Annotated in this window: 24 protein-coding genes; 4 read left to right on the top strand and 20 right to left on the bottom strand. The window is 73.5% G+C overall.

Annotation, left to right across the window (positions count from 1 at the left end):
- Position 1: 1 nt before the first annotated feature.
- From gatA to MNZ29_RS12380, 4 genes are read right to left on the bottom strand one after another with little or no spacing between them, the layout of a single operon-like run.
- The gene (gene gatA / locus MNZ29_RS12395; protein ID WP_242355422.1) at positions 2–1477 is read right to left on the bottom strand and encodes an Asp-tRNA(Asn)/Glu-tRNA(Gln) amidotransferase subunit GatA; all 1476 of its coding nucleotides are present in this window, start codon (positions 1475–1477) and stop codon (positions 2–4) included.
- Positions 1474–1761: an Asp-tRNA(Asn)/Glu-tRNA(Gln) amidotransferase subunit GatC gene (gatC, locus tag MNZ29_RS12390; protein WP_242337105.1), complete on the bottom strand. Its 288-nt coding sequence runs from the start codon at positions 1759–1761 to the stop codon at positions 1474–1476. Before gatC ends, gatA begins: the two co-directional genes overlap by 4 nt.
- 7 nt (positions 1762–1768) lie before the next feature.
- Positions 1769–2110, bottom strand: a complete 342-nt coding sequence (locus tag MNZ29_RS12385) for a zf-TFIIB domain-containing protein (RefSeq protein WP_242337102.1) — start codon at positions 2108–2110, stop codon at positions 1769–1771.
- A 5-nt stretch (positions 2111–2115) separates the two neighbouring features.
- Positions 2116–3555: a zinc-ribbon domain-containing protein gene (locus MNZ29_RS12380; RefSeq protein ID WP_242355420.1), complete on the bottom strand. Its 1440-nt coding sequence runs from the start codon at positions 3553–3555 to the stop codon at positions 2116–2118.
- 194 nt (positions 3556–3749) lie between these two features.
- On the opposite strand from MNZ29_RS12380, the gene MNZ29_RS12375 reads away from it, so the two are divergent.
- Entirely contained in the window at positions 3750–6527 is a 2778-nt protein-coding gene (locus tag MNZ29_RS12375; protein WP_242355418.1) for a DNA translocase FtsK, read from the top strand.
- 28 nt (positions 6528–6555) lie between these two features.
- Here the strand turns inward: MNZ29_RS12375 and plsY are convergent, their stop codons facing one another.
- The 7 genes from plsY to MNZ29_RS12340 form a co-directional block, all read right to left on the bottom strand.
- Positions 6556–7167 carry a glycerol-3-phosphate 1-O-acyltransferase PlsY gene (gene plsY, locus MNZ29_RS12370; RefSeq protein ID WP_242337093.1) on the bottom strand — a complete coding sequence of 204 codons (612 nt, stop codon included), beginning with the start codon at positions 7165–7167 and terminating at the stop codon, positions 6556–6558.
- On the bottom strand, positions 7164–7574 hold the full coding sequence (locus MNZ29_RS12365; protein WP_242337089.1) for a DUF2752 domain-containing protein: 411 nt from the start codon (positions 7572–7574) through the stop codon (positions 7164–7166). The genes plsY and MNZ29_RS12365 overlap by 4 nt, the downstream gene beginning before the upstream one ends.
- Positions 7571–8710, bottom strand: coding sequence for a YIP1 family protein (locus MNZ29_RS12360; RefSeq protein ID WP_242337086.1), 1140 nt, complete (start codon positions 8708–8710; stop codon positions 7571–7573). The genes MNZ29_RS12365 and MNZ29_RS12360 overlap by 4 nt, the downstream gene beginning before the upstream one ends.
- A gap of 68 nt (positions 8711–8778) precedes the next feature.
- The gene (gene nuoK, locus MNZ29_RS12355; RefSeq protein ID WP_242337083.1) at positions 8779–9081 is read right to left on the bottom strand and encodes an NADH-quinone oxidoreductase subunit NuoK; all 303 of its coding nucleotides are present in this window, start codon (positions 9079–9081) and stop codon (positions 8779–8781) included.
- Positions 9082–9084: 3 nt separating this feature from the next.
- Positions 9085–9597, bottom strand: coding sequence for an NADH-quinone oxidoreductase subunit J (locus MNZ29_RS12350; protein WP_242337080.1), 513 nt, complete (start codon positions 9595–9597; stop codon positions 9085–9087).
- A 3-nt stretch (positions 9598–9600) separates the two neighbouring features.
- Positions 9601–10926: an NADH-quinone oxidoreductase subunit NuoF gene (gene nuoF, locus MNZ29_RS12345; RefSeq protein ID WP_242355416.1), complete on the bottom strand. Its 1326-nt coding sequence runs from the start codon at positions 10924–10926 to the stop codon at positions 9601–9603.
- A complete protein-coding gene (locus MNZ29_RS12340; RefSeq protein WP_242337075.1) occupies positions 10923–11438 on the bottom strand; it encodes an NAD(P)H-dependent oxidoreductase subunit E in 516 nt (171 codons plus the stop codon). The genes nuoF and MNZ29_RS12340 overlap by 4 nt, the downstream gene beginning before the upstream one ends.
- Positions 11439–11536: 98 nt before the next feature.
- Here MNZ29_RS12340 and MNZ29_RS12335 point away from each other — a divergent pair, with 98 nt between their 5' ends.
- The gene (locus tag MNZ29_RS12335; protein WP_374109397.1) at positions 11537–12280 is read left to right on the top strand and encodes a TIGR02266 family protein; all 744 of its coding nucleotides are present in this window, start codon (positions 11537–11539) and stop codon (positions 12278–12280) included.
- Positions 12281–12321: 41 nt separating this feature from the next.
- On the opposite strand, the gene MNZ29_RS12330 is transcribed toward MNZ29_RS12335, so the two are convergent.
- The 4 genes from MNZ29_RS12330 to purF form a co-directional block, all read right to left on the bottom strand.
- Positions 12322–12759, bottom strand: a complete 438-nt coding sequence (locus MNZ29_RS12330; protein ID WP_242337068.1) for a GNAT family N-acetyltransferase — start codon at positions 12757–12759, stop codon at positions 12322–12324.
- Positions 12760–12873: 114 nt separating this feature from the next.
- A complete protein-coding gene (locus MNZ29_RS12325) occupies positions 12874–13161 on the bottom strand; it encodes an HU family DNA-binding protein (RefSeq protein ID WP_242337065.1) in 288 nt (95 codons plus the stop codon).
- Between the two features lie 160 nt (positions 13162–13321).
- Entirely contained in the window at positions 13322–14458 is a 1137-nt protein-coding gene (locus tag MNZ29_RS12320) for a hypothetical protein (protein ID WP_242337062.1), read from the bottom strand.
- Positions 14459–14559: 101 nt separating this feature from the next.
- Positions 14560–16014, bottom strand: coding sequence for an amidophosphoribosyltransferase (gene purF / locus MNZ29_RS12315; protein ID WP_242355414.1), 1455 nt, complete (start codon positions 16012–16014; stop codon positions 14560–14562).
- 27 nt (positions 16015–16041) lie between these two features.
- Here purF and MNZ29_RS12310 point away from each other — a divergent pair, with 27 nt between their 5' ends.
- The gene (locus MNZ29_RS12310) at positions 16042–17415 is read left to right on the top strand and encodes a neutral/alkaline non-lysosomal ceramidase N-terminal domain-containing protein (RefSeq protein WP_242355412.1); all 1374 of its coding nucleotides are present in this window, start codon (positions 16042–16044) and stop codon (positions 17413–17415) included.
- Here the strand turns inward: MNZ29_RS12310 and MNZ29_RS12305 are convergent, their stop codons facing one another.
- The 4 genes from MNZ29_RS12305 to MNZ29_RS12290 all read right to left on the bottom strand — a co-directional run bounded on the left by MNZ29_RS12305 (position 17416) and on the right by MNZ29_RS12290 (position 21914).
- Complete coding sequence (locus MNZ29_RS12305; protein WP_242355410.1) at positions 17416–17874, bottom strand: thioesterase family protein; 459 nt, start codon at positions 17872–17874, stop codon at positions 17416–17418.
- Positions 17875–17962: 88 nt separating this feature from the next.
- The gene (locus MNZ29_RS12300) at positions 17963–19690 is read right to left on the bottom strand and encodes a hypothetical protein (RefSeq protein WP_242355408.1); all 1728 of its coding nucleotides are present in this window, start codon (positions 19688–19690) and stop codon (positions 17963–17965) included.
- Positions 19687–21252, bottom strand: coding sequence for a PQQ-binding-like beta-propeller repeat protein (locus MNZ29_RS12295; protein ID WP_242355406.1), 1566 nt, complete (start codon positions 21250–21252; stop codon positions 19687–19689). Before MNZ29_RS12295 ends, MNZ29_RS12300 begins: the two co-directional genes overlap by 4 nt.
- Before the next feature lie 11 nt (positions 21253–21263).
- Entirely contained in the window at positions 21264–21914 is a 651-nt protein-coding gene (locus MNZ29_RS12290) for a hypothetical protein (protein ID WP_242355404.1), read from the bottom strand.
- A 292-nt stretch (positions 21915–22206) separates the two neighbouring features.
- On the opposite strand from MNZ29_RS12290, the gene MNZ29_RS12285 reads away from it, so the two are divergent.
- Positions 22207–24045 carry a PKD domain-containing protein gene (locus tag MNZ29_RS12285; RefSeq protein ID WP_242355402.1) on the top strand — a complete coding sequence of 613 codons (1839 nt, stop codon included), beginning with the start codon at positions 22207–22209 and terminating at the stop codon, positions 24043–24045.
- Here the strand turns inward: MNZ29_RS12285 and MNZ29_RS12280 are convergent.
- Positions 24023–24907, bottom strand: an 885-nt coding sequence (locus MNZ29_RS12280; RefSeq protein WP_242355399.1) for a response regulator, incomplete at its 5' end; no start/stop codon positions are given. The genes MNZ29_RS12285 and MNZ29_RS12280 overlap by 23 nt on opposite strands.

Below are 24907 nucleotides of genomic sequence, written 5' to 3'. Positions count from 1 at the left end.
GTCACACCTCCGGCGCCGGCAGCGGCCCCGCCTCGCGCTCCAGCGCGCGCGCCGCCCGGAGCAGCGTCGCCTCGTCGAACGGGCGCCCCACGAGCTGGAGCCCCACCGGCATCCCGCTCTCGCGCTCGAGCCCGCAGGGCACCGACAGGCCGGGGAGCGCGGCGAGGTTCGCGGTGATGGTGAACACGTCGGCGAGGTACATCTGCAGCGGATCGGCGGTCTTCTCGCCCAGGCGGAAGGCGACCGTGGGCGCGACCGGGCCGGCGACCACGTCGCAGGCCCGGAACGCCTCGTCGAAGTCTCGCCGGACGAGGGTGCGGACCTTCTGCGCGCGCAGGTAGTAGGCGTCGTAGTAGCCCGCGCTGAGCGCGTAGGTCCCGAGCATGATGCGGCGCTTCGGCTCCGCGCCGAACCCGCGCTCGCGCGTCTCCGAGTACATCTCCTTGAGGCCGCGCGCCTCGCCCGCGCGGAGCCCGAAGCGCACGCCGTCGTAGCGGGCGAGGTTCGAGGAGGCCTCCGCGGGGGCGATGAGGTAGTAGGCCGCGATGCCGTAGCGCGAGTGCGGCAGGGAGACGTCGACGAGCGTCGCGCCGAGCCGCTCGTACCGTGCGAGCGCCTCGCGCACCGCGCGCTCGACCCCGGGCGCGAGCCCGCCCGCGAGCCACTCGCGGGGCACGCCGATGCGCAGCCCGCGCGCGCCGCCCTCGAGGCCTGCGAGGTAGTCGTCCACGGGCCGGGTCGAGGAGGTCAGGTCGCGCGGGTCGTGGCCGGCGATGGCCTGGAGCAGGAGCGCCGCGTCGCGCACGGTGCGGCCGAGCGGGCCGACCTGATCGAGCGAGGAGGCGAAGGCGATGACGCCGTAGCGCGAGACGCGGCCGTAGGTGGGCTTCACGCCCACGGCCCCGCAGAACGCGGCCGGGAGCCGGATCGAGCCGCCCGTGTCCGTGCCGAGCGTCCCGTACACCTGCCGTGCGGCGACGGCCGCGGCGCTGCCGCCCGAGCTGCCGCCGGGCGTGCGCGCGAGGTCGTACGGGTTGTGACACGGCTTGAACGCGCTGTTCTCGTTCGACGAGCCCATCGCGAACTCGTCCATGTTGAGCTTGCCGACGACCACGGCGCCGGCCTGCTCGAGCCGCTCGACGACGGTGGCGTCGTAGGGCGGGACGAAGCCCTCGAGGATCCGCGACGCGCAGGTCGTCTCGACGCCCTTCGTGAGGAAGATGTCCTTGAGGGCGATGGGGACGCCGTCGAGGGGCGAGCGGCGCGCCCCCTTCGCCGCGCGCGCGTCGGCGGCCTCCGCGGCCGCGCGGGCGCGCTCGGGCGTCGTGCGGAGGAACGCCCCGATCCGGCCGTCGGTCGCGGCGATGCGGTCGAGCGCGGCGGCGACGAGCTCCCGCGACGAGGCGCCCCTCCCCGCGAGGAGCGCGCTCGCGTCGGCGAGCGAGAGGGACGTCAGCTCCGTGGACGGCGCGCTCACTCGATGATCCTCGGCACGACGAAGAACGTGTCCTCGCGGGCGGGCGCGTTCGCGAGCGCCTCGTCGGGAAGGAGGCCGGGGCGGACCTCGTCGGCGCGGAGGGGCACGCCCTCGGCGAGGGCGTGCGTCATCGGCTCCACCCCCGACACGTCGAGCTCGGAGAGCTGCGCGACGTGATCGAGGATGGCCGAGAGCTGACCAGCGAAGGTCTGCTCCTCTTCCGGCGAAAGCCGGAGCCGCGCCAGCGCCGCGATGCGCCGGACCTCGTCGAGCGTGAGGGCCATGTCGCGCCTAGACCGGCTTCTTCGTCTCGGGCTTGAACCAGTTCAGGATCGAGGCCATGACGCCCTTCGACTCGGGCTTCTCGAGGTGGCTCAGCTCTCCCTCGTCGAGGAAGACGCCGTTGCAGGAGAAGCACACGTCGACGTCCACCCCGCGCAGCCGCACCTCGTGCATCTGCATCCCGCACTTGGGGCAGCGCATCCAGTGCAGCTCCTTGAGCCGCTGCAGCTCGGCCGCCTCGGTCTGCTTCTTCACCTGGAGGGCGAGCCTGCGCTTCTTCTCCGCGTCCTCGCGGACGAAGTACTCGTCTTCGGTGGTGGACGGCTTCCCAGGGGTTCCGCGATCCGGCATGTCGGTCATCTCCTCAGCTCGGCGATGGCGTTGCGCGCGACGGCGGCCTCTTCGCCGTCGGGGTGCTCCGCCAGGTATCTCTCGTAGCAGCGGATGGCGTCCGCGTCCCGTCCCTGCGCCCGGTACGCCTCGGCGAGGCCGAGGAGCGCGTCCGCGTGCGACGGGACGAGCTTCAGCGCGCTCTCGAAGCTGGCCGCGGCCGGGGCGTAACGAGACAGATCGAGATAGCACAGCCCCCGGCCCGTCAGGGCCGCGACGTTCTCGGGATCGTCCGAGACGAGCCGGCCGTAGAGCTCGAGCGCACCGGTGGCATCGCCTCGCGCGCGGAGCCGCCCCGCCTCGGCGAGGAGCGCCTTGGGGCCGCGGGGGCGCGCCGGCTTCGCCGCCGGGGCGGCCTCTGCCGAGGCAGGGACCACGGCGGCGGGCGCCGCCCCGGGCGCGAGGACGGCAGGCGTGGCGGAGGGCGAGAGCTCAGGGCCCGGGGCAGCCGGTGAGCCAGCAGGGCGTCCGTCCGCGTGGGCGGCTTCAGCGGGAGGCGCGGGCTCGGGGGCGCGCCCGGCTGGCGCTGCGGAGGGGTCGGCCGCTGGTGTCGCCGCCGCGCTCGCCGTCGGGGTAGCGGGCGCGTCCGAGGGCGCGGTCGAGGTCGGGGTCGGCGTCGCGGTCGCGGTCGCCGTCGAGGTCGCGGTCGGAGACGGGGCCGGGGTCGCGGTCGTCGTCGGAGTCGCGATCGCGGTCGGGCCGATCCCCAGGACCCCGCGCACCATCCGTCCCATCCTGCCAGGGACGAGCGCGTAGGCGCCGGCGCCCGCAGCGACCGCCAGGAGCGCGACGAGGAGCGCGGCGCGCAGGCCCCGGCGGCGAGGCCGCGCCGACGGCTCGGCCGCGCGTGCCTCGCTCGCTCGCGCCGGCCACGTGAGCTCTCCGGGCGGGGGGAGCGGCAGCGCGGGCGGCGGAAAGCCGGAGGGCGGCGGCGGCGGCACGCGCGTGGGCGGACGCTGCGTCTCGACGGGCGTCGCTCGAGCGCGCTCCGCCTCCGCCACCACCGAGAAGAAGCTCGAGAGCTCCTCGATCTCGCCGAGCCGCCTCCAGGAGTCCCCGCCGGCCGAGATCTCGTCCTCGCGCGCGACCTTCCCCTCCACGATCCACTTCTGGACGGTCGTGAGCTCGCGGCAGGTGAGCACGGCACCGCCGGGGCGCCTCACGCGCCACTCTCGCGCGCTGCTCCGCGCTGCGGCCGAGGCGGTCGCGCCGGGCGCGGCCGCGCTCGCCGGCATGGGCGCGAAGTCGAGCTCGCCGGGCTTCACCGGCACGGTCACCACGAGCTCCTTCTTCTTCACCCTGAAGAGGTGCCCGCAGTTGGTGCACTGGACCGCCAGCCCCGACGGCGTGATCTGCTCGTCGTCGAAGACGTACTGGGCCTTGCAGCGCTCGCAGCGGACGTCCATGGCGCTCCGAAAAAGTCGCGAGTTCCGCGGATTTTACGCGAGGTTTCGCCGTCCGCCGAAAAATTGACCCCCGGGGTCACCCCGATATCCTCGGCTGGACGGGACCTCGTCCGTTCGAGGCGGGCCCGGGTGCGCCCGCGTGGCAGCACCGCGGCGCGGGCGTTTCACGGAGCGAGGGGCAGGTGGTCGCGCGCATGGGCAAGGCCAGGTCCAACCGTCGTCTTCCCGAGAAGGAGCGCCCGAAGAAGGGCGATCGGAAGGCGGAGCCGCGCGGCGGGGCGCAGAAGGCGCCGCGCACCGGGATGGCCCGCGACGTCGGGGCGGTGGTGCTCCTCGCCCTCGCGGCGACGAGCGGCCTCGCCCTCGCGACCTACTCGTCCCTCGACGGCGCGCTCATCGCGCGCGGCATGGCCCCCTCGAACCTCGTCGGCCCGGTCGGGCACAGCCTCGCCGCGGCCGTCTACGGCGTGCTCGGGTTCTCCGCGCTCGTGCTGCCCGTCGCGCTCGGGGCCGCCGCCTGGCGGCTCTTCCGCGGCGCGTCGCCGCGGCTCTCCATCGTCTCCGCCGTCGCCTACGCCGTCCTCACGCTCTGCGTGGCGACGCTCGGCCACCTCGCGCTCGGCGCCCACGTCGTCGCGTCGTTCCCGGCGGGCGGCGCGGTGGGCCGCGCGCTCAGCGCGAGCGCCGAGGGGCTCCTCTCGACCTGGGGCAGCGCCATCGTCGTGACCGCCACCGGCGTCGTCGCCCTCATCGTGGCGGCCGACGTGAAGCCGCAGACGATCGGCGGCTTCCTCACCGACCTCGCGCGCGGGCTGTTCGGGTTCGCGTCGGACCGGGTGGCGGCCGCGGTCGAGGAGCACCGCATCGCCGTCGCCGAGCTGCGCGCGGACGAGGAGGCCGACCGGAAGCGCCGCGCCGGCGAGGAGGCGCTCGCGGACGCCGCCTCGGTCGAGGCGGATGACGACGACTCGCGCGAGGAGGCGCGCGCCGTCGCGACCGCGCTCGCCATCGAGCACGCGCGCCGCACCGGGTTCGAGGATCCGGCCTGGGTGAGCGGCCTCGCCGCCCCGGCCCCCGCCGAGGAGCCGGAGCCCGCCGAGCCCCCGGCCCGGAAGCGCCGCAAGGCGCGCGAGGAGCAGGAGCCCGCCGCGGCGAAGGCCGCTGCGGTGGTGGAGCTGCCGGCCGCCGAGGCCGCCGCGCCCGAGCCGCTGCCCGAGCCGCCGACGCCGCCCGCCCGCCCGGAGATCATCGTCTCGCAGGCGATGCTCGAGCGCGGGAAGAAGAAGGACAAGAAGAAGGAGGTCCCCGCGTTCGCCTTCACCAAGGCGGGCGACGTCTTCAAGCTCCCCTCGGCGGAGATCCTCGACGCGCACGAGGAGAAGGCCAAGGCCGTCGACGAGCAGGCCCTCACGCGCGTCGCCGACGTCATCGTCGCGACGCTCGAGCAGCACGGCGTCGACGGCGTCATCAAGCACATCCGGCCCGGCCCGGTCGTGACGCTCTACGAGTTCTCTCCGGTGGCGGGCGTGAAGCTCGCCCGCATCGAGAACCTCGACAAGGAGCTCACGATGGCGCTCAGCGCCACGCGGATCCGCATCATCGCGCCGATCCCGGGCAAGGGCGTGGTGGGCATCGAGGTCCCGAACCGCGACCGCGCCACGGTCTACCTGCGCGACATCCTCGAGTCCGAGGCGTTCGCCTCCGCGGGCGGGTTCATGCCGCTCGGCCTGGGCAAGAACATCGAGGGCATCCCGTATTGCGTGGATCTGCAGCGGATGCCGCACCTCCTCATCGCCGGCACCACCGGCTCGGGCAAGTCGGTCGGCCTCAACACCATGATCTGCTCGCTCCTCTACCGGCAGACGCCGGCGGAGGTGCGGATGATCATGGTCGACCCGAAGATGACGGAGCTGTCGCTCTACGAGGACATCCCGCACCTGCTCCTCCCGGTCGTGACCGATCCGCAGAAGGCCGCCCGGGCGCTGCAGTGGGCGGTGGACGAGATGGAGCGCCGGACGCAGGTCCTCGCCGACACGGGCTCCAAGGACCTCAAGAGCTACAACGGCAAGGTCGAGAAGCTCCGCGCCGAGAGCCGCACGTTCGAGGAGAAGGACGCGCCGCCGCCCCGGAAGCTCGTGGTGGTCGACGAGGTCGCCGGCGAGACCGAGGAGGAGGCCGCCGCGCGCGCGGCGGCCGCCGAGGCCGCGCCGGAGCCCGTGCTCGCGAGCCCCGAGTTCGAGGATCCCACTGCGCCCCCGCCGGCGGACCCGGTGGCGGCCCGCGACGAGAAGAAGCTGCCGCAGAAGCTGCCCTACATCGTGGTGGTCATCGACGAGCTCGCCGACCTCATGATGACCGCGCCGCGCGAGGTCGAGATCTCGCTCGCGCGCCTGGCCCAGAAGGCGCGCGCGACCGGCATCCACCTCATCGTCGCGACGCAGCGCCCGTCGACGGACGTCATCACCGGGATGATCAAGAACAACTTCCCGGCCCGCATCAGCTTCCGGCTCGCCTCGCGCCACGACTCGCAGACCATCATCAACGGCCCGGGGGCGGAGGCCCTGCTCGGCGACGGCGACATGCTCGTCTTGACCGCCACGCAGCCGGTCACGCGCGTTCAGGGCGCCTTCGTCTCCGAGGAGGAGCTGCAGCGCGTCGTCGAGTTCCTCAAGGAGCAGGGCAAGCCGGTCTACGACGACTCGATCCTCAAGACGCGCGAGGGCGGCGGGGATGGCCGCTACGACTCCGACGACGACGACCCGGTCTACGACCAGGCGCTCGACCTCGTCTCGCGCATGGAGGAGGTCTCGGTCTCGAAGCTCCAGCGCGAGATGCGCCTCGGCTACAACAAGGCCGCGAAGATCATCGAGCGCATGGAGCGCGAGGGCGTGGTCGGCCCGGCGAACGGCGTGAAGCCTCGCCAGGTGCTCATCCGGCCGGTGGGCGAGGTCTCGCCGATCCCGAACGTGTAGCGCGGCGCGCGCGGGAAGGCCGCGGCGCTCAAACGCGCATCCGCTTCTCCTCGCCGCGCACGAGCCGCCCGATGTTCTCGCGGTGGCGCAGCACGATGAGCGCCGCGAGGGCGACCCCCGCCCAGCTCACCGGGCTCGCGGGGCCGTGGAGCGCGAAGGTCACGATCGCGCAGACGGCGGTGCCCGCGAGCGAGCCCACCGAGGAGATGCGCGTCGTCCCGTAGGCGACGAGGTACGCGACGACCCCGCCGAGCGCGGCCCACGGCGCGAGCACGACGAAGATGCCCAGCCCGGTCGCGACGCCCTTGCCGCCCTTGAACCCGAGCCACACCGGGAAGAGGTGGCCGACGAAGGCGGCGAGCGCCACGAGCACGGTGAAGAGCTCCGCCCGCGGCGTGCCGGCGAGGAGCGCCCGCGCGACGAGGATGGGCACGATGGCCTTCGCCGCGTCGAGGAGCAGGACCAGGACGCCCATCTTCTTGCCGCCGGCGCGCGCGACGTTCGTCGCGCCGATGTTCCCGGAGCCCACGGTGCGCACGTCGACGCCGAGCACCAGCCGGCCGAGGAGGACGCCGAACGGGATCGAGCCCGCCAGGTAGCCGGCGACGACGAGCAGGACGCCGAGCGCGCTGTGGCTCACGAGCCGATCTCCCGGAGGACGAGGTACGCCCAGTTGACGAACAGCGCGAGCACCCCGAGCGCGACGGCCCCGCGGGCGAGCCGCTCGGAGGGCACCGGCAGCGGCGCGCCCAGCGCCGCGCGCGACAGGTCGAGCGCGGCGAAGAGCCAGGCGGCGGCGGCGAGCGCGGCGCCGAGCGGGCTCGCGGCGATCGCGCGGCCGAGCTCGCCGTGAGCCAGGTGGACGAAGGCGTGCGTCATGCCGCAGGTGGCGCACGGGATGCCGGCGAGCCCGCGCAGCGGGCACACGAAGGGCAGGGAGAGGAGGGGCAGGAAGCGCGCCGCGAAGAACGAGAGCGCGCCGATCACCGCGAACACCTCGGCGTGCCCGAACCGCGCCGTCCGCTGCCAGCGCACCGCCTCCGTCACAGGCTCACCGAGTGGCCGTGCCCGCCCTGCAGCATGCCGCCGAAGCCGAGGCCGATCGCGGCGCAGCACGAGCAGACGAGCACGAGCAGCACGGGCGAGAGCACCGCGAGCGTGGACTTCCCGGGCCCGCAGCGCTGGGTCTCGCCGAGGCCGATGATCATCGCGACGACGCCCCACACGAGCGCGAGGAACCCGCCGCAGCCGGGCACGATGAGCAGCACGTTGAGGCCGAGCGCGTAGCCGACGGCGGTGAGCGTCGCGCCGAAGCCGCGCGGCGCGCCGCGGACGAGCAGCAGGATCCCGTGGACGATCGCCGCCCACAGGTAGACGCCGACGAGCGCGGCGAGGGGCGCGAGCACGATCTGCGCGATCGTGGACGCGCCGGACATGCTCTCGACGTACATGCGCACGTAGCGCGCCTGCTCCTCGGGCATGTTCTCCGCCACCGACTCGAGCATCTCCGCGACGCGGCTGCCGGTCGCGAGGCTGTAGAGCCCCTGGAACAGCGTGCCGACCGTGTAGGCGATCACCGCGAAGAGCACCGCGCTCCCCGGCTGGTCGACGCGCACGCGCCGGAAGAAGGCGCCCGGCTGCGTGGCGACGAGCTTCAGGGTCTCGACGAAGGACGAGAAGATGCCGCGCTGCCGCCGCTCGGCGAACGGCGCGGACGCCTCCGGTCCCTGCGGTCCAGGCGGAACCCCCGGCGGCGGCCCCCAGCCACCCGGCGGCGGCGGGCCCCATCCCCCGGGCGGCGGCCCGTAGCCGCCCGGCGGCGGGCCGGGCGGAGGCGGTAGCTCCGGACCTCTGCCCGCCGCCTGCTCGGGCGGCAGGGGCGGTGCGCCCCACACCGGCTGCTTGGACGTGCGCGCCCAGGCCGGCTCGGGCGCAGGGGCCTCGGGGGAGGGCGGCGGCGGCTCCCGCGGCACCTCGGGGGCGGCACCGGCACCTGCCGGCGCCTCGCTCGCAGGAGCGGGGGCCTCGGGCTGCGCCGGCGCCGCGGGCGGCGGCTCGACGGCCGAGGGCGGCGGCGCGTTCGGATCGGCGAGGAGCAGCTCCGCGCCGCAGTGCGGGCAGATCTGGCGGCCGAAGCGGTCGGTCTGGAACGTGCCCTGGCACCGGGCGCAGCGAGCGATCATGCCGCGAGCTTACCGCGGCGCGCGCCGGGGCGGTGAAAGTCGGCCGAGACGCCGTCAGGGACCGACGCTCACTCGCGCAGCGCGCGGACCTCGTCCACGTTCACGCTGCCGCGCGTGCGGTAGATGGCGATGACCACCGCGAGCCCGACCGCCGCCTCCGCCGCCGCGACCGCGATGACGAAGAAGGCGATGGCGTGCCCGCCGATGTTCCCCGACTGCCGCGCGAACGCGAGGAACGTGAGGTTCGCCGCGTTGAGCATCAGCTCGACGCTCATCATCACGATGAGCGCGTTGCGCTTCAGGAGGACGCCGGAGAGGCCGATCGTGAAGAGGACCGCGGCGAGCCAGAGGTACCAGGTGACGGGGACCATGGCTCAGATCCTCTCCTTCGCGACGACGACCGCACCGACGATGGCGACGAGGAGCAACAGGCTCGTCACCTCGAAGGGCAGCAGGAACTCGGTGTAGAGCACCTGCCCGACCGCCTTCACCGTGCCGAAGCGGTCCGGCTGGGCGAGCGTCGACATGGCCGCGTCGGGCACGCGGGCGATGGCGGAGGCGAGCACGGCGAGGAGCGAGACCGCGCCGAGCACGCCCACGTACTGCATCGCCCTGCGGCGCTCGCGCTGCGGGTGCTCCTCGTCGAGCGACAGGAGCATGATGACGAACAGGAAGAGCACCATCACCGCGCCCGCGTACACCAGGATCTGCATGAACGCGATGAGGTGCGCGGCGAGGAGGACGTAGAGCCCGGCCATGAAGAAGAAGGCCGCGACGAGGTTCATCGCCGCGTACACCGGGCTCCGCGCGACCACCACGCCGAGCGCGGTGACGACGAGGGGGATGGCGAAGATCCAGAAGCAGACGAGCTCGGCCGTGATTTGCATCGCCTAGTACCTCACCCCGCCCACCACCGCCGGGCGAGAGGACTGATCGAGACCCCAGCCGTGGTCGCCGTACGGGCAGCGCCGCTCCTCGACGTGGCGCAGGAACTCGTCGCGGAACTTCTTCACGAACGACTGCACCGGCATCGAGGCGGCGTCACCGAGCGCGCAGATGGTCTGCCCGCCGATGTTGCCCGCCACCTGCTCGAGCTTGGCGACGTCCTCGGCGGTGGCGTGGCCGTGCTCGATCTTCTCGACGATGCCCTCCATCCACGAGGTGCCCTCGCGGCAGGGGGTGCACTGCCCGCAGCTCTCCTCCGCGTAGAACTTCGAGATGCGGGCGAGCGCGCGGACCATGCAGGTCGAGTCGTCGAACACGATGACGCCGCCGGAGCCGGACATCGAGCCGGCCGCCTTCACCGCGTCGAACTCGAGCGAGATGTCGATCTCGTCGCCGCGCAGCACCGGGGAGGAGGAGCCGCCGGGGATGACGGCCTTGAGCTTCCGGCCGCCGACGATCCCGCCGCAGTCCTCCATGATGAGCTTCTTCAGGTTGTAGGCGACCGGCTTCTCGAAGACGCCCGGCCGGTTCACGTGGCCGGAGACGCCGAAGAGCCGGGTGCCGCCCGACTTGCCCACGCCGAGCGCGGCGAACGCGTCGCCGCCGTTCGCGACGATCCAGGGGACGTTCGCGATGGTCTCGACGTTGTTGATGATGGTGGGCTTGCCCCACAGGCCGACGATCGCCGGGAACGGGGGCTTGAGGCGGGGGTAGCCCTTCTTGCCCTCGAGCGACTCGAGCAGGGCCGACTCCTCGCCGCAGATGTACGCGCCCGCGCCGCGGTGCACGACGATCTCGAGGTCGAAGTCCTTCTTCCCGAGGAGCCGCGAGCCGAGGATGCCGGCCGCGCGCGCCTCCTCGACCGCCGCCTCGAGGATGCGCGCCTGCTTCGCGAACTCGCCGCGGATGTAGACGTAGGCGGCGTGGATGTCGAGCGCGTAGCAGGTGATGGCGATCCCCTCGATCAGCATGTGGGGATCGTGCTCGATGATGTAGCGGTCCTTGAACGTGCCCGGCTCGGACTCGTCCGCGTTCACCGTGAGATAACGGGGACGGACGTCCTTCGGGAGGAACGTCCACTTGAGCCCGGTCGCGAAGCCGGCGCCGCCGCGGCCGCGGAGGTTCGACTTCTTCACCTCGTCGACGACGGCGGCGGGCTCCATGCCGAGCGCCTTGTCGAGCGCGGCGTAGCCGCCGTCCGCGCGATAGGTGCGCAGCGCGGCGGAGTCGGGCTTCCCCCAGCGCTTCGTCAGGATGAGCGTCTCGCTCACTCGAGCCTCCCCAGGATCTCCTCGACCTTCTTCGGGTCGAGCCGCTCGTGCATCTCCTCGTCCACGAGCATCGCCGGGGCGGTGCCGCAGGCGCCGAGGCACTCGACCTCGCGCAGCGTGAAGCGCCCGTCCGACGAGGTGCCGCCGTTCGCGACCCCGAGCTTGTGCTTGAGGTACTCGAACAGCCGGTCGCCGCCGGTGAGGCAGCACGAGACGTTCGTGCACACCTCCACGAGATGGCGGCCGATCGGCGCGGTGTGGAACATCACGTAGAACGTGGCCACCTCCTCCGCGCGCGCCGGCGAGGTGCCGAGCCGGTCGGCGGCGAGCCGCTGAACCGCGGGGGAGAGGTAGCCGAAGACTTCCTGGCCGAGGCGGAGGGCCGGCAGCATCGCCGCGGCCTTTCGATCGGGCGGGTAGCGACGAAGGACCTCCGCGAGCTCACGGTCGAAGTGCTCGACCTTTTCCCGCGGCAGTTCTTCGGCCGTCCCGACGAGTGGTGGATTCGTCATAGAGGTCCGATGAAGGCAGGGCGTAAAGCGCGGGCGAGGCTAGTGAGCACATGTAAGATTGTCAAGGAGATCCGCCGCTGTATACTCGACCGCTCCGGATGGAAATCGGTCGAGAAAAGCGTCGCGATCCCCGCGTCCCGCTCGTGCTCCGTGTGGATTACCCAGGCATGCAGCAGGCCGTCCGGGACGTCACGGAGAACGTGTCGGCCGGCGGCCTCTTCATACGCACGGATCGGTCCCTGCGCGAGGGCGATCGCGTCCCGCTGCAGGTGAGCTTCCCCGGGCTGCTCGAGCCCGTGGAGGTCGAGGTGGAGGTCGTGCGCACGCGCGCCGCCGCCAAGGACCAGCCGCGGGGGGTCGCGGTCAAGATCCCCATCGACCGGGTGGACGACCGTCACAAGCTCGCGCGCATCGCCGAGACCGCCCGCACCGGCAGCGGCAAGGCGAAGCGCACCTACCGCGTGCTGGTGGTCGAGGACAACGCGCGGGTGGTCGAGATGTACCAGTACGCCCTCCGGAAGCTGCGCTCGGAGGGGGACGGCGTGGACGTCGCCGTCGAGTACGCGCCGAACGGCCACGAGGCGCTGGCCCGGCTCGTCGAGCCGCCCCGCGTCGACCTCGTCATGGCCGACCTGTACATGCCGGTCATGGACGGCTTCACGCTCGTCGAGCGGATGCGGGCCGATCCGGCGCTGGCCGGGACGCCCATCGTCATCATCAGCGCCGGCGGGCCCGACGCCCGCGACCGCGCCGCCGAGCTCGGCATCGACGTGTACCTCCAGAAGCCGGTCCAGTTCGCCGACATCATCGCGACGGTCCGCACGCTGCTGCGGATCCGCTGAAGGTCACGACCTTCGCCTGATCCGGCCTCGCCGCGCGGCGCTCACGGCACGAGCCGCTTGCGCATCACGACGTGCGGGATGCCGGCCTCCTCGAAGCGCTCGCCGGCGCGCGCGTAACCCGCCCGCGCGTAGAACGCCTCGACGTAGCACTGGGCGTGCAGCTCGATCTCGGCGAGCCCCTCGGCGCGCGCCCGCTCCTCGAGCGCGGCGAGGAGCTGCTCGCCCACGCCCAGGCGGCGGTGCCCGCGCTCCACCGCCATGCGCCCGACGCGCCCGACGCCGCCCGCCTGCCGCACGAGGCGGCCGGTGCCGACGCAGCGCGCGCCCTCGAGCGCGACGACGTGGAAGGCCGCGTCGTCGTGCTCGTCGCGCTCCAGCTCGACGGGCACCCGCTGCTCGCCGACGAACACGTCGTGGCGCAGCGCGTACGCCTGCTCGCGCAGGGCCGGGGTGTCGGCGGGGACGACGACGACGCTCATCGCTGCTCTCCCTCGGGGCGGCGCCCTGGGTTCACGAAGGGTGATGACCGGAAAAAGCGACGCCCGCCGAGCCGCAGGGCCAGGCGGGCGCCGAGGACCTCGATCGAGGAAGGGCTACTTCTTGCCCTTCTTGTTGAAGATGTCCTTCAGGCCCTTGGCGGGCGTGATCTTGATGGCGGTGCGAGCCGGGATCTTGATCTGCTCGCCCGTCGCCGGGTTGCGGCCGATGCGCGCCTTGCGATCGACGAGCTTCACCGCGCCCAGGCCGCCGAGCGGGATCTTCCCCTCGCCCTTCAGCCGCTTCGTCACGACCTCCTCGACCGCCGTGAACACCTGACGGACCTGGGCCTTCGACAGCTGCGCGCCCTCGGCCACCGCCTGGAAGAACTGAGCCTGCGTCATGTTGGAAAGCCCTCCTGTCGACCGCCCGCCCAGGGCGGCGAATGGCTCGGAGATATCGCTTCCCGATCCCCCCGTCAACTTCACGCCGTCACGATCGGCCTGAAAAACGGGCCGATCGTGACGATCGATCCCGCTCCAGGGAGGGAGCCGTGCCACACCCTCAGCGGAAGGCGGCGACGATCTCGAAGACGATGAGGAGGATGATGGCGAGCTCGAGGAGCTCGCTCCGGCTCGTGTCGGCGGCGTCGCCGATGAGGTCGTTCACCTCGGCGAGGAGCCGCTGCTTGCGCAGGACCGTCTCCTGCCAGGCCGGGAGCCGGAAGCGGCGGACCGCGCTCTGGTAGAGCCGCGCGAGGTAGAAGTCCCCCACGATTTTCACTGCGTTTTCGAGCCTTTCCACCATCTCGGAGAGCTCGAGCAGGAGAGCGGCGGTGCGGCGCTGCAGGCCGCGGTACCGGCGGGTGAAGATGTTCGCGACCGGGCTCCCGCCCCGCTCGATCTCGTCGTAGATGAGGTGCAGCTCGCGGTCGAGGAGCGCGTCGTAATAGCGCAGCTCGAGCAGGTGGGCGGTCGCGAACTCCAGCAGGTCGGGGATGTCCTCCACCCCCGAAGGCTCCACCACGAGCGCGCTGTTCCAGTGCACCACCGCGAGGTCGTCCTCCAGGTAGGTGTAGTGGTGGGAGAGCACCTCCTGGCGCTCGGCGGTCGAGAGGCGGACCGGGCTCGTCTCGCCGAGGAGCAGCTCCGCCACGGGGGCGCTGGCGAGCAGCTCCTGGGCGCGGAGGGGTCCGTCCGCGAAGCGGCGCACGAAGAAGATCTGGTAGCTCTCGAGGCCGTCCCAGCGGTGCGGCCGCTCGAGCGCGCCGCCCAGGGCGCGGCAGAGCTCCTCCGCCTCGCGCCGCGCCCCCTGGTCGATCTCCGGCGGCGGCGAGACGAACAGCTCCTCCGCGAGGCCGACGAGCTCCTCGAGCGCGGTGCCGGGCGCGATGGGCAGCTTGTAGAGGATCGAGACGACGCCGTAGTCGAAGACGTGCGCGCTCGCCTCGGCGGTGCGCGCGCCGCGGGAGCGGAGCGGGGCCTCGCGCGCGCCGAGCGCGACGCGCAGCGGTGGGCGCGGCAGCTCGAGCGCGGTGGCGGACTGCGCGCCGGTGAGGCGCGCGCGCGACTTGGGCGCCGCCATCGCCACCTCGACGGCGCGCTCCGCGGCGGCGAGGTCGATCGCGTCCGCGACGTCGAAGAGGCGGTACACGTGGACGCTGCCGTCCGCGATGACGAAGCGCTCGGGGTTCGCCGCCATGCGCGCCCGAGCTTATGCACGCTCGGGCCGCGCGGTGCGCCCGAGGCGCGGCGCCGCCCCGATTGAGCGCGCTCACCTCGGGCTTCGGGAGCTCCGGCGGCTCAGGCGCCGACGACGCGCAGGGGCGGCGCGGGGGTGCGCTTCGGGAAGGCCACGAGGTACTCGCCCGAGAAGCACGCGTCGCAGTACGTGGCGCGGTCCTCGCCGATGGCCGCGTAGAGGCCGGGCAGCGAGAGGTAGCCGAGCGAGTCCGCGGTGACGTAGGTCGCGATGTCCTCGATCGAGTGCGTGCTCGCGATGAGCTCCTGCCGCGTGGGCGTGTCGATGCCGTAGTAGCAGGGCCAGGCGGTGGGCGGCGAGCTGATGCGGAGGTGGACCTCCGTCGCGCCGGCCGCGCGGATCATCTTCACGATCTTGCGGCTCGTCGTGCCGCGCACGACCGAGTCGTCCACCACCACCACGCGCTTGCCGGCGAGCACCCCGCGGAGCGCGTTCAGCTTGAGCTTCACGCCGAAGTGCCGGATCGACTGCTGCGGCTCGATGAACGTGCGGCCGACGTAGTGCGAGCGGACGAGCCCCATCGCGAAGGGGATCCCCGCCTTCTCGGCGTAGCCGATGGCGGCGGGCACGCCCGAGTCCGGCACCGGGATGACGAGGTCCGCCGGCACGGGGTGCTCCTCGGCGAGCCGCTTGCCGAAGGCGTGGCGCACCTCGTAGACCGACTTGCCGAACAGCACCGAGTCCGGCCGCGCGAAGTAGATGTGCTCGAAGACGCAGCGGCCGAGCCGGGAGGGCGGCTGGGCGGGGAAGAGCCGCTCGCTGCGGAGCCCGGAGCCGTCGACGATGATGAGCTCGCCCGGCTCCACCTCGCGGACGTACTCCGCCTCGATGAGGTCGAGGGCGGTCGTCTCGCTCGCGAGCACCCAGCTGCCCTTGAGCCTGCCGAGCACGAGCGGGCGGAAGCCCATCGGATCGCGCGCGGCGACGAGCGCCTTGGGCGAGAGGAAGAGCATCGAGTAGGCGCCCGTCACGCGCCAGAGCGCCTCGCGCACCGCGCCGACGAGCTGCTCGACCGAGCCGGGCGCGCCCGGCGCGCGCGCGCGGGCGAGGAGGTGGACGATCACCTCGGTGTCGGTGGAGGCCTGGAAGATCGAGCCGTCGCGCTCGAGATCGGCGCGCAGCGCCTCGGCGTTCACGAGGTTGCCGTTGTGCGCGACCGCGACCGCGCCGCCCTGGTACTGCACGGCGAGCGGCTGCGCGTTCTTCACGTGCGAGCCGCCGGCGGTCGAGTAGCGGACGTGCCCGATGGCGGCGCCGCCCTTGAGGCGCGCGATGGTCTCGGCGGTGAACACGTCCGCCACGAGCCCCATGTCGCGGTGAACGTGCAGGGTCTCGCCGTCGGTCGCGACGATCCCGGCCGACTCCTGCCCGCGGTGCTGCAGCGCGTGCAGCCCCAGGTAGGCGTAGTTCGACGCCTCCTCGGACTGGCCGAGCGCCCAGATCCCGAAGACCCCGCACTCGTCCTTCATCTTGTCGTAGACGGCGTCGTACCCCATGAGGCGCCGGAGTATAACGATGCACGCTTGAAAAAGCTGCCCGCCACCCGCGCGCTGCGCGGCGCCGCGATGGCCCTCGCCATCCCCGTGATCGTGCTGGCGATCGCGTCGCTCCCGTGGCGGCCGGAGCGGCCCGAGGAGCCGGCGCGCATCGCCGTCGCCCCCTGCGGAGCGGGCGCCCTCTCGGCAGGCGTGGGAGAGGCCGCCTTCACCCTTCCGGCCGAGGCGCCCATCGCCGGCTTCGCACGCCTGCGCTGGACGAGCGAGGGAGTCCGCGACCCGGTGGGCGCTCGCGCGCTCGTCCTGGGCGCGCCGGGCTGCAGGATCGCGCTCGCGTCCGCGGAGCTGCTCGTCGTCCCCGAGGAGCTCGAGGCCGCCGTCCGCGCGCGCGTCGAGGATCTCGGCCTCGACGGCCTCGTCCTCGCCGCGACGCACACGCACGCCGGACCGGGCGGCTACTGGGACAACCTGCTCGGCGAGCGCATCGGCGCGGCACCCTACGAGCCGCGCATGCGCGAGGCGGTCGTCGCGGGGATCGCGGAGGCGATCCGGCGCGCCGCGGGCGCCCTCACCCCGGTCGAGGTCCAGCTCGCGCGCGGGCGGGCGGAGGCGCTCGTGCGGGGCCGCGGCGGCGGGCCGAAGGACGCGCGGCTCCTCGCCGTGCGGCTCGCGCGGCGGGGCGGTGTGCCGCTCGCCGAGCTGACGGTACTCGCCGCGCATCCCACCACGCTCGGAAAGCGGAACCGGCTCATCTCCGGCGACTGGCCGGGCCGCTTCCTGCACGAGGATGCGGCGGGCGCGGGCGTGCGGCTCTTCTTCCAGGGAGCGCTCGGGGATCAGTCGGTGGCGCTGCCCGAGGGGGGTCCGGTGACGCCGGAGCGCTACGCGGACGCCCTCTCACGCACGGTGGAGGCGCTCCGCTTCGAGCGCGTCGCCTCCCCGGCGCTCGGCTTCGCGACGGGCGAGGTGGTCCTCCCGGCGCCCGCGCCCGGCGCGCTGCCGGCGATCCTCCGCTCCGCGGCGGGCAACCTCGCCTACCGCGCGGTCCCGGCGCGCGCCCCGCTGTCCGCGCTGCGCCTCGGCCCGGTGGTGCTCGCGTTCGTGCCCGGCGAGCCGGTGGCCGAGGTGGGGGAGGCATGGCGCGCCGAGGCGGGTCCCGGCACGGAGATCGTCTCGCTCGCCGGTGGCTACGTGGGCTACGTGGACACGCCCGAGCAGATCGCGGCGCGCCGCGGCGAGGCGGTGCGCACGTACTACGGTCCGGAGCTCGCCGCGCGGCTCGGCCACGGGATCGAGGCGGCGGTGGCCGCGGTGCGCGCCGATCCGGCCGTGCGGGGCGAGGCGCCGCTGCGGCGCGGCGCAGGGGCCGAGGCGGCCTCGCGGGCCGCTGGCGAGCGCTGACTACCTCCGCGAGGAGCCGAGCGCGGGCAGGACCTCGAAGGCCGGGTCCCTGGGCACGCGCCGCATCGCCTCGGCGAGCGCCGCGGGCGCGGGGACGAGCTTGCGGGTGTGGAGATCCATCCACCCGCCCGCGACGATGATGCTCGCGGCCTGCTTGCCGTTCGGTTTCCAGAGATCGTGGCGGAGCTTCCACTTCGCGCCCTCGGGCGAGAGGCCGAGCTGGACGAAGTCCACCGTGACCGTCTCGCCGGCGCGGATCTCGCGCAGGTAGTCGATCTCCTCGCGGAGCAGCACCGGGCCGAGGTGCAGCTCTCCGAAGTGCTCGTAGCTGAAGCCGTTCGCGGTCAGGTACGCCATGCGCGTCTCGATGGCGTACTCGCTGTACATCGTGTTCCGCACGTGGCCGTTCATGTCGCAGTCGCCCCAGCGGACGGTGAAGGTCTGGGTGTAGCGGTCCATGGTGAGCTCCTCCGGGCGCGGCGGAGCCGCGGCGGCGGGCGTTGTAACTCGAGCGCGCTCGGGCCGCGCGCGCCAGGAGGGACGCGGGTCAGAAGCTGAACGCGACGACGGCGGGCTCCGGGGTCCGATCCCAGGACATCCAGCCGAGCGCGCCGGCGGCGGCGGCGAGCGCGACGCCGAACCCCGCCGAGACGTAGGCGTTCCGCCGCGCCGCGTCGGCGTCGCGCCTGAGGGCGTAGTACCGGGCCGGGTCCGCGCCGGACTTGAACGTCGGCGGATCGCCGACGACCATCGCGGCCGCGTCGCTCGACTTGCCCGAGGCCGAGAGGCCCTGCTGGACGGCGACCGCCGCGAGCACCAGGGCGGCCGCGCCCGACGCGATCGCGGTGGGGCGCATCCAGGCGGCGCGCCGCGGCCGAAGGGTGAGGGCCGATGGCGGCGGTTCGTTCGAGACCGCCGGGGGAGTGAAGGCGAGCGAGGCGCTCGCAGGCGTCGGCCGCGCGGCCTTCGGGTCCGGCGTCGCGGACCCCAGCGCGGCCACGGGACGAGCGGGCGATGGGGAGGCAGGTGGCGGCTGCTTGACGCTCTCGAGCGAGGCCGGCTTCGCCACAGCCGTCGGCGCCGCGGCGCCAGCCCGTCCCGACTGCTGGGCCGCCGTGACGGGTGCCGGCTGCGGAGCGGGCTGCGCCGCTGCGGATGGCGGCGGGGCCTGCACCGGCGCCGGAGTCGCGACGATGAGCGGCGCGGGCGGCTGGCGAGGCAGGTCGGGCGTGCGATCCTTCACGTCGCGCGACGACTGGCCGGTGAGCAGGAAGGACGCGAGCGCGCCGAGGTTCACCGCAGGCACGCTGCCGGCCACCATCCGGACGCTCCCCTCACGCAGGAGCGCCCCGCGACGAACGTCGTAGATGGAGCCGAGCAGGAACTGGGCGCCGCCCTCCACCACGCGGCTCGCGACCACGAGCTTGTCCACGCCGAGCCAGGCACCCCCGCGGATGATGCCGTACGCCCGCTGCTCGGGCGCGAGCGCGAGGCCCGGCCCCGCGTTCACGCGGATCGCGTCGGCGAGGGCGAAGTCGAGCACCACGGTGCGATCCTCGGCCTCGAGGTCGACGGTGAAGCTCGGGACCCGCAACGCGTCCGCCGCGCCGCCGATCCGGTACGCGCCGGCGGGCAGCGAGACGGCGACGGGAGCCGGTCCCATGTTGCGACCGTTCACGTAGACGACGCCGGACCTGCCCTCGGCGAGGACGGTCAGCCGGCGCTTCGGAAGCGCCCGGACCTTCGCCTTCACCTCCTCGAACCTGCGCCGGTACCCCGGGGAGTACTGGTCGGGATCCGGCTGGAGAGTGGGCTCCATCCGCGCGAGCTTCAGGAGCGCGGCCTGGGCGTCGCGCTCCATCCCGATCGTCGCGGCGGCGTGGGCGAGGCGGAGCAGCGCCCGCGTCCACTGCGCGTAGGCGTCGTCGCTCTCGGGGAGGCTCTCCAGGTCCTCGACGATGGCGCGGAGCGTCCGCACCGCGCTCTCGAACTCGCCGTTCTGGTACACGGCGAGCGCGCCGCCGTAGGCTCGGTCGAGCTCGGAGAGGGTGGCGTTCGACGCCTGGCCGAGGAGCCGCGCGCGCATGGTCGGCACGTCCACCACGCCGCCGATGCGATCGCGGCAAGCGGCGCGGAGCTGGTGCGCGAGCTCGGCGAGGTCGGCGTCCGGCCCGCCCGGCGGATCGGCGACGGAGATGACGCCGAGCCGCTCGGAGGCGCCCGCGCCGAGCGCGAACAGGGCGCCGGCGAGGGCGAGGACCCCGCGCGCGTTCACGGCTGCGTCCCCGCGTTGTTGGTGTTTCGCGGATCGTGGAATGCCTTCGGCCAGGGCGCGGCGGTGTCGAGCTCGCCGTCCACGATCACGGCGTACAGCTTCCCGTCTGCCCCCGCCGCGTAGGCGGTGCTCATCACCGCGCCCGCGGGCTGACCGGGCGGCGTGTAGATGTTGGCTGGCTGGAGCGCGGCGCCAGCGGCGGACAGCTTCACCGACCAGGCGATGCTGCCGTCGGACTCGCGGATCGCATAGAGGCGGCCGGTCGAGGTGGGGACGATCAGATGGGTGGATGGACCGCTCACGACGAGTGGAGCGGACGGTATGCCATTTAGGACCGCGCTCGCAGTCCATAAAGGCGGGCGAGTGGCATTAATGCGATGAAGTACGTTCGATTGGTCGCCCACCACCACATCGTCACCAGCCAACACGACAGCTCCTGTGGCACTGGAGCCTAGGGTCGCGACCCGCAACGTTGATCCATCAAGTGCCGTTCTATGAACTGAGCCATCGGTTGCAACGCTCCAAGTCGCGTCTTCTGAGTCCACGGCGAGCGGTGCCGTAACCGAGTCTCCAACGTTCGGAATTTGGGTGCTCGACCAAGTCGGTCTGACCGAACCGTTTGGCTGGAGTGAGAACGCCTCGAGAAGCGAGCCGCCCGCTGCGATGATTAGCCCTGATCGAAGCACCACCGGCGACATCCGAGCCGGACCAGAGATTGCCGGTAAGTTACAGAAGCCAGACAAGTCGGCGAGAGCGAGCACGGCGGCCTGAGATCCGGCTACGACTTTCCCGGTCGTGTCGCGAACCTGAGCCACTCCGCCGTGCAGCGCCTCACCCGTTGCGCAAGGTGCGTTTCCATTGCGGACGCCATCATGGCTCGTCGCGTACAGCCGCCCATCGGAACTCGCAGCCCAGATCGCTGAGTCCGCGATGCTCGGGGTCGCGGTGATGAACGCGCTGCCGATTGTCACCGACCATCTGCTCTCTCCGCTTGAGCCGATAGCTAGTAGCTGGTCGGTGATGGTGGAGCCCGCGACGACGATCGTCCCGTCATCCATGACCGCCGCCGGACTCATCGGCACGCCGGCGTCGTAGACCCACCTCAACCTCGTCACCTCCACCGGCACCGCCTCTGCGCTGCCCTCGTTCCGGGCGCCGTCGCGCGCGACGACGCTCACGACCACCGGCCGCGCGTAGGCCTCGAAGGGCCAGTCGCGGAGAGGGAGCTCCGCGACCCAGCGGCCTCCGGCCGCGGTCATCGCGATCTTGCGCGCCCCGGAGTCGAGGTCGAGCACCGCCTCGACGGTCGCGAGCTCCTTGTCCTCGGTGACCGTGGCCTCGACCCGCAGGACGCCATCGCGCACGCACGGGGTCATCGCGCACGAGGCAGTGACCAGGGAGACCGCCGGCCGGACCGCGTCCGCCCAGCAGACGCTCCCGTCGGAGGTCCGCGCGCAGTACTGGCCCGACGGGCAGCTCGCGCTGGTGGCGCACGCGGCGCGGTCCTCGACCGAGCTGCACGCGAGGGCGAGCGCCGCGGCGGAGATGACGATGAGCCTCATGGGATGTCCCCTCAGAAGACGAAGCGCCAGGTGAGCCCGGCGGCGATCGCGGTGCCCCCTGCTGCGAAAGAGATGCCGCTCCAGCGGCGCCGGTCTTCCCAGGTCTGGCGCGAGCGCGTGTAGGAGGCCGGGTCGCCGGCGGCGTTCGCCTCGTCCGCCGCGGAGCGGGCGGAGAAGGCGAGGAGGGTCCCGGCGGCCACCGCGGCGACACCGGCACCCACGGTCGTCCACGCGGCGACGCGCGCCGGGCTCGGGCCGGGCGGGGGCGGGAGCGTCCGGACGAGCTCTCGAAGGGCGTTTCGCAGCGGCTTCACTGCGTCCGCGCCCGGAGCCACGTCGAGCGTGCGACGCGCCCGCTCGGTCTCGCTCGCCGCGTCCGCGAGCACGAGGACGTAGCGGCTCCCTTCCGCCCGCCCCTCGGCCCCGGCGGCGATCGCGTAGGGGAGCCCGGCACGGCGGGCGGCGCGGGCGCCCTCGGCGACGTCCTCGCACGCGACCCCGTAGTCGAGGAACTTCCCGGCCTTGCGAGCGGCCTCGGCGATCGCGTCCCCGCGCGCCAGCACCGGGTCCCCGCCCACGCGCGGGCGGCACAGGAGGAGGCGGTCCCCGCTCGCGCCGGCGAGCAGCGCGAGGGTCAGCGTGAGCGCTCCGGACAGAGCCATGTCGGGCGGTGCCTCCGGGGTGGATGAGACGGATCGTGGATTTTCGAGCAGCCGCGCCGCGACTGCAAGTGATGTGCGCCGGGAGTGACGAGCGACCCATCGGCGCGTCGGCGCACCTGTGTCCCCGTGTCGGACCGGACCGGCCGCGCCGCGGACCCTCGCCCCTCGACGAAGCGCGCCGGACGCGGTGCGGGCGCTGGAACGATCGTCGCATTGGCGCGCCTCGATTGAACCCACCCTCGGCGAACCTTTACTCTTCGTCGTTCCAGCCGACGCTCTCCGGAGAACAGAGATGCCGACCCACCGCACAGCGGTCCCCGCGCTCCACGTCGCGCTTCCCCTCGCGCTCGCGACCGCGCTCGCCTGCTCGCAGGGCGGGCCCGCCCCCATCACTTGTGACACGACCGAGTCGTGCCCGCCCGCCTCGCGGTGCCTCGCGCGCGCGTGCGTCGCCGACGCGGCGCCGCTCGCGCGCATCAGCCCGCTGAGCGCGGTCCAGGCGAACGACGTGGTCACCCTCGACGGCTCTCGCAGCTCGGACCCGGACGCGCCGGAGGACGCGGTCGTCGCGTACGCGTGGACGGTCCGCGCCGTGGACGCGCCGTGCGAGCCTCCCGTCGTCGCGGGCACCACCGCCACCACCCCGGTGCGGTTCGCCTGCCCCGGGCGCTACGAGGTCTCGCTCGTCGTGGCGGACGAGCTCTCCGTCCAGAGCGCGCCCGCGAGCGCGCTCGTGGAGGTCGCCCCGCGCTCCGGCGCGCCCCTCGTGACCGCTGGCGCCGACGTCGCGTTGGACCACCGGTGCGAGGGCGAGCCGATCACGTGCCGGCCGGTCACCGAGCTCGGCGGCGCGGTCGCGCTCTCCGCGACCTCGGCCGTCGCCGGCGCGAGCTTCCACTGGACGGTCGAGCCGCCAGCGGGGCACGCGCTCGACGCACAGCGGCGCGCGATCTTCGAGCCGGGGCCCGACGCCGCCAGCCCCACCGTGCGCATCGAGACGGACGGCACCGCCATCGCGGGTGACTGGGTGCTGCGCGTGGAGGCCCGGGACGAGGCCGGCGTGATCGGCGTCGCGGCCACGCGCCTCAGCATCGGGAACGCGCCGCCGGTGGTGACGGAAACGATCCCCGTCTTCAACCACGCCTTCGACGCGGCCTCGTCGCGGTTCTCCGCGCATGGCGCGATCGGCGTCCTCGCGGAGGATCCCGACGGCGACCCGCTCGAGGGGCGGACCGTCGCGGGGCATCACGTCGGCGACGGCGCGGCGACGTTCCAGGTCGAGGACCTCGGCGACCGCGCCGCCTTCAGCATCGAGCTGCCGTACACCGCCCCCGCGGACGCGCTCCTCCTCATCGGCGGGGAGGGTCTCGAGCGGGCCATCACGTTCTCGGTTCGCGACGTGAACGGCGCCGAGACGAGCGAGACGTGGCCCGTCGTCATCGGCAACCGGCCGCCAGAGGTCGTCTGGGCCGCGACGGTCGTGTCCCCGCAGCACGTGTACGACGCGGCGGCCGGGGAGTACCGCGCCTCCGCCAAGCTGAGCCAGTGGCGGGATCCGGACGGCGATCCCATGGCGCAGGGAGATCCGACGGGGGACGCGGCCTGCCCGAGCTACGTCCTCGACGCCTCCGGCATGGTGGTGATCCAGTGCACCCTCGCCTCGGCGGTCGCCGCCGTCGCCGGCAACTTCGTGGGCGCGCACGACATCCAGCAGCGGGTCCGGGACCCCTGGGAGTCCGCTCCCGTCGCGAGCGTCGCGCAGATCCAGATCCAGAACCGTGCCCCCGTCTTCACGAAGAACGCCTTCGGCCTCGGCGCACAGTGCGTCGAGACCGCGACCTGCTGTCGCTGGGAGTACGGCCAGTGCCTCGTCAACGAGCTCGCCGTCTCGAGCGCCAGCGGGACGGTGACCGACTTCGTGACCGATCCGGACGGGGATCCGGTGGAGTGGACCGTGAGCCAGACGGGCCAGACCCAGGTCTGCCTCGCCTCCCAGTGCGCCCTGGAGGTCTCGTTCGCCGCGGATCGGACGTGCTCGGAGAGCACCAGCCGCACCTACACGATGAGCGCGACCGACGGGGCCGCGAGCACTCCGGCCACCTTCGTGGTCACCCGCTCGTGCGCGTGGTGAGCCGCTTCCGCTCGAGCACCGCGTCCGCCGCCTCCGCCACCCGCTCTGCCCCGAGCGCCTTCTCGAGCACCTCGTCCGCGCCCGCGGCGCGGAGCCGGGGGGCGAGCTCGGGGTCGGAGCGGCCGGTCACCGCGACCACCGCGAGCTCGGTCTCGCCGCCGGCCTCGCGGATGGTGCGGACGAACGCCTCGCCGTCCATCCCCGGCATACAGGCGTCGGTGAGCAGCAGGTCGAGGGTGAGGAGCTCGTCGGCGAGCGCCCGCAGGCCTTCCGCGCCGTCGGCGGCGGTCACCACCTCGTAGCCGCGGGCCGTGAGCGCGTCCCCCAGCATCCGGCGGTGGAGCTCGTCGTCGTCCACCACGAGCGCGCGGCGCGGCCTTGCGGTGAGCTGGACGATGGCCGCGTAGAGGCGCGCCTCCTCCGCGGGCTCGAGCTGGAAGCGCACGCCCATGCCCTCGTCGCTCACGTAGGCCACGGTGGCGCGGGTGTGGAGGTCGCCGCCGTCCGGCAGTCGGATCGCGAGCGCGACGGGCGCGCCCACCGCCGCCGGGCTCGCGGTGCGCACGAACGCTCCGCCCTGGGAGAGGTTCTCCACGAAGTCCTGCTCGAGCTCGGCGCCGGTCTCGTAGGCGAGCGTGGCGCAGGCGATGGCGGAGGCCGCCTCGGCCGGGCGGAGCGCGATCCGGCCGAGCACCTTCACCGGCGCGTGGACCTCGAGCCGCGGGGCGGAGCGCGAGATCTCCCACTGCGACGGCGCGGGCGGCGCGACGTGCGCGGTCAGCGCGGCGGCGAGGGCGGGCGGCGCGGGCTCGACCGCGAGCGTGTAGCCGGCGGGCGCCCCGGAGGTGGCCGCCGCCGGGGA

Source organism: Anaeromyxobacter sp. SG64 (genome assembly GCF_022690745.1).
Lineage (GTDB): Bacteria > Myxococcota > Myxococcia > Myxococcales > Anaeromyxobacteraceae > Anaeromyxobacter > Anaeromyxobacter soli.
The sequence above is the reverse complement of the archived record's forward strand: the minus strand, read 5'-3'. Positions and strand labels throughout refer to the sequence as shown.

Excerpts from the sequence above, each read along its gene's own strand:
- gatC (WP_242337105.1), bottom strand. The coding sequence starts at position 1,761 with ATGGCCCTCACGCTCGACGAGGTCCGGCGCATCGCGGCGCTGGCGCGG.
- MNZ29_RS12385 (WP_242337102.1), bottom strand. The coding sequence starts at position 2,110 with ATGCCGGATCGCGGAACCCCTGGGAAGCCGTCCACCACCGAAGACGAG.
- MNZ29_RS12380 (WP_242355420.1), bottom strand. The coding sequence starts at position 3,555 with ATGGACGTCCGCTGCGAGCGCTGCAAGGCCCAGTACGTCTTCGACGAC.
- MNZ29_RS12375 (WP_242355418.1), top strand. The coding sequence starts at position 3,750 with ATGGGCAAGGCCAGGTCCAACCGTCGTCTTCCCGAGAAGGAGCGCCCG.
- MNZ29_RS12360 (WP_242337086.1), bottom strand. The coding sequence starts at position 8,710 with ATGATCGCTCGCTGCGCCCGGTGCCAGGGCACGTTCCAGACCGACCGC.
- nuoK (WP_242337083.1), bottom strand. The coding sequence starts at position 9,081 with ATGGTCCCCGTCACCTGGTACCTCTGGCTCGCCGCGGTCCTCTTCACG.
- MNZ29_RS12350 (WP_242337080.1), bottom strand. The coding sequence starts at position 9,597 with ATGCAAATCACGGCCGAGCTCGTCTGCTTCTGGATCTTCGCCATCCCC.
- MNZ29_RS12340 (WP_242337075.1), bottom strand. The coding sequence starts at position 11,438 with ATGACGAATCCACCACTCGTCGGGACGGCCGAAGAACTGCCGCGGGAA.
- MNZ29_RS12335 (WP_374109397.1), top strand. The coding sequence starts at position 11,537 with ATGGAAATCGGTCGAGAAAAGCGTCGCGATCCCCGCGTCCCGCTCGTG.
- MNZ29_RS12330 (WP_242337068.1), bottom strand. The coding sequence starts at position 12,759 with ATGAGCGTCGTCGTCGTCCCCGCCGACACCCCGGCCCTGCGCGAGCAG.
- MNZ29_RS12325 (WP_242337065.1), bottom strand. The coding sequence starts at position 13,161 with ATGACGCAGGCTCAGTTCTTCCAGGCGGTGGCCGAGGGCGCGCAGCTG.
- MNZ29_RS12320 (WP_242337062.1), bottom strand. The coding sequence starts at position 14,458 with ATGGCGGCGAACCCCGAGCGCTTCGTCATCGCGGACGGCAGCGTCCAC.
- purF (WP_242355414.1), bottom strand. The coding sequence starts at position 16,014 with ATGGGGTACGACGCCGTCTACGACAAGATGAAGGACGAGTGCGGGGTC.
- MNZ29_RS12305 (WP_242355410.1), bottom strand. The coding sequence starts at position 17,874 with ATGGACCGCTACACCCAGACCTTCACCGTCCGCTGGGGCGACTGCGAC.
- MNZ29_RS12295 (WP_242355406.1), bottom strand. The coding sequence starts at position 21,252 with ATGAGGCTCATCGTCATCTCCGCCGCGGCGCTCGCCCTCGCGTGCAGC.
- MNZ29_RS12290 (WP_242355404.1), bottom strand. The coding sequence starts at position 21,914 with ATGGCTCTGTCCGGAGCGCTCACGCTGACCCTCGCGCTGCTCGCCGGC.
- MNZ29_RS12285 (WP_242355402.1), top strand. The coding sequence starts at position 22,207 with ATGCCGACCCACCGCACAGCGGTCCCCGCGCTCCACGTCGCGCTTCCC.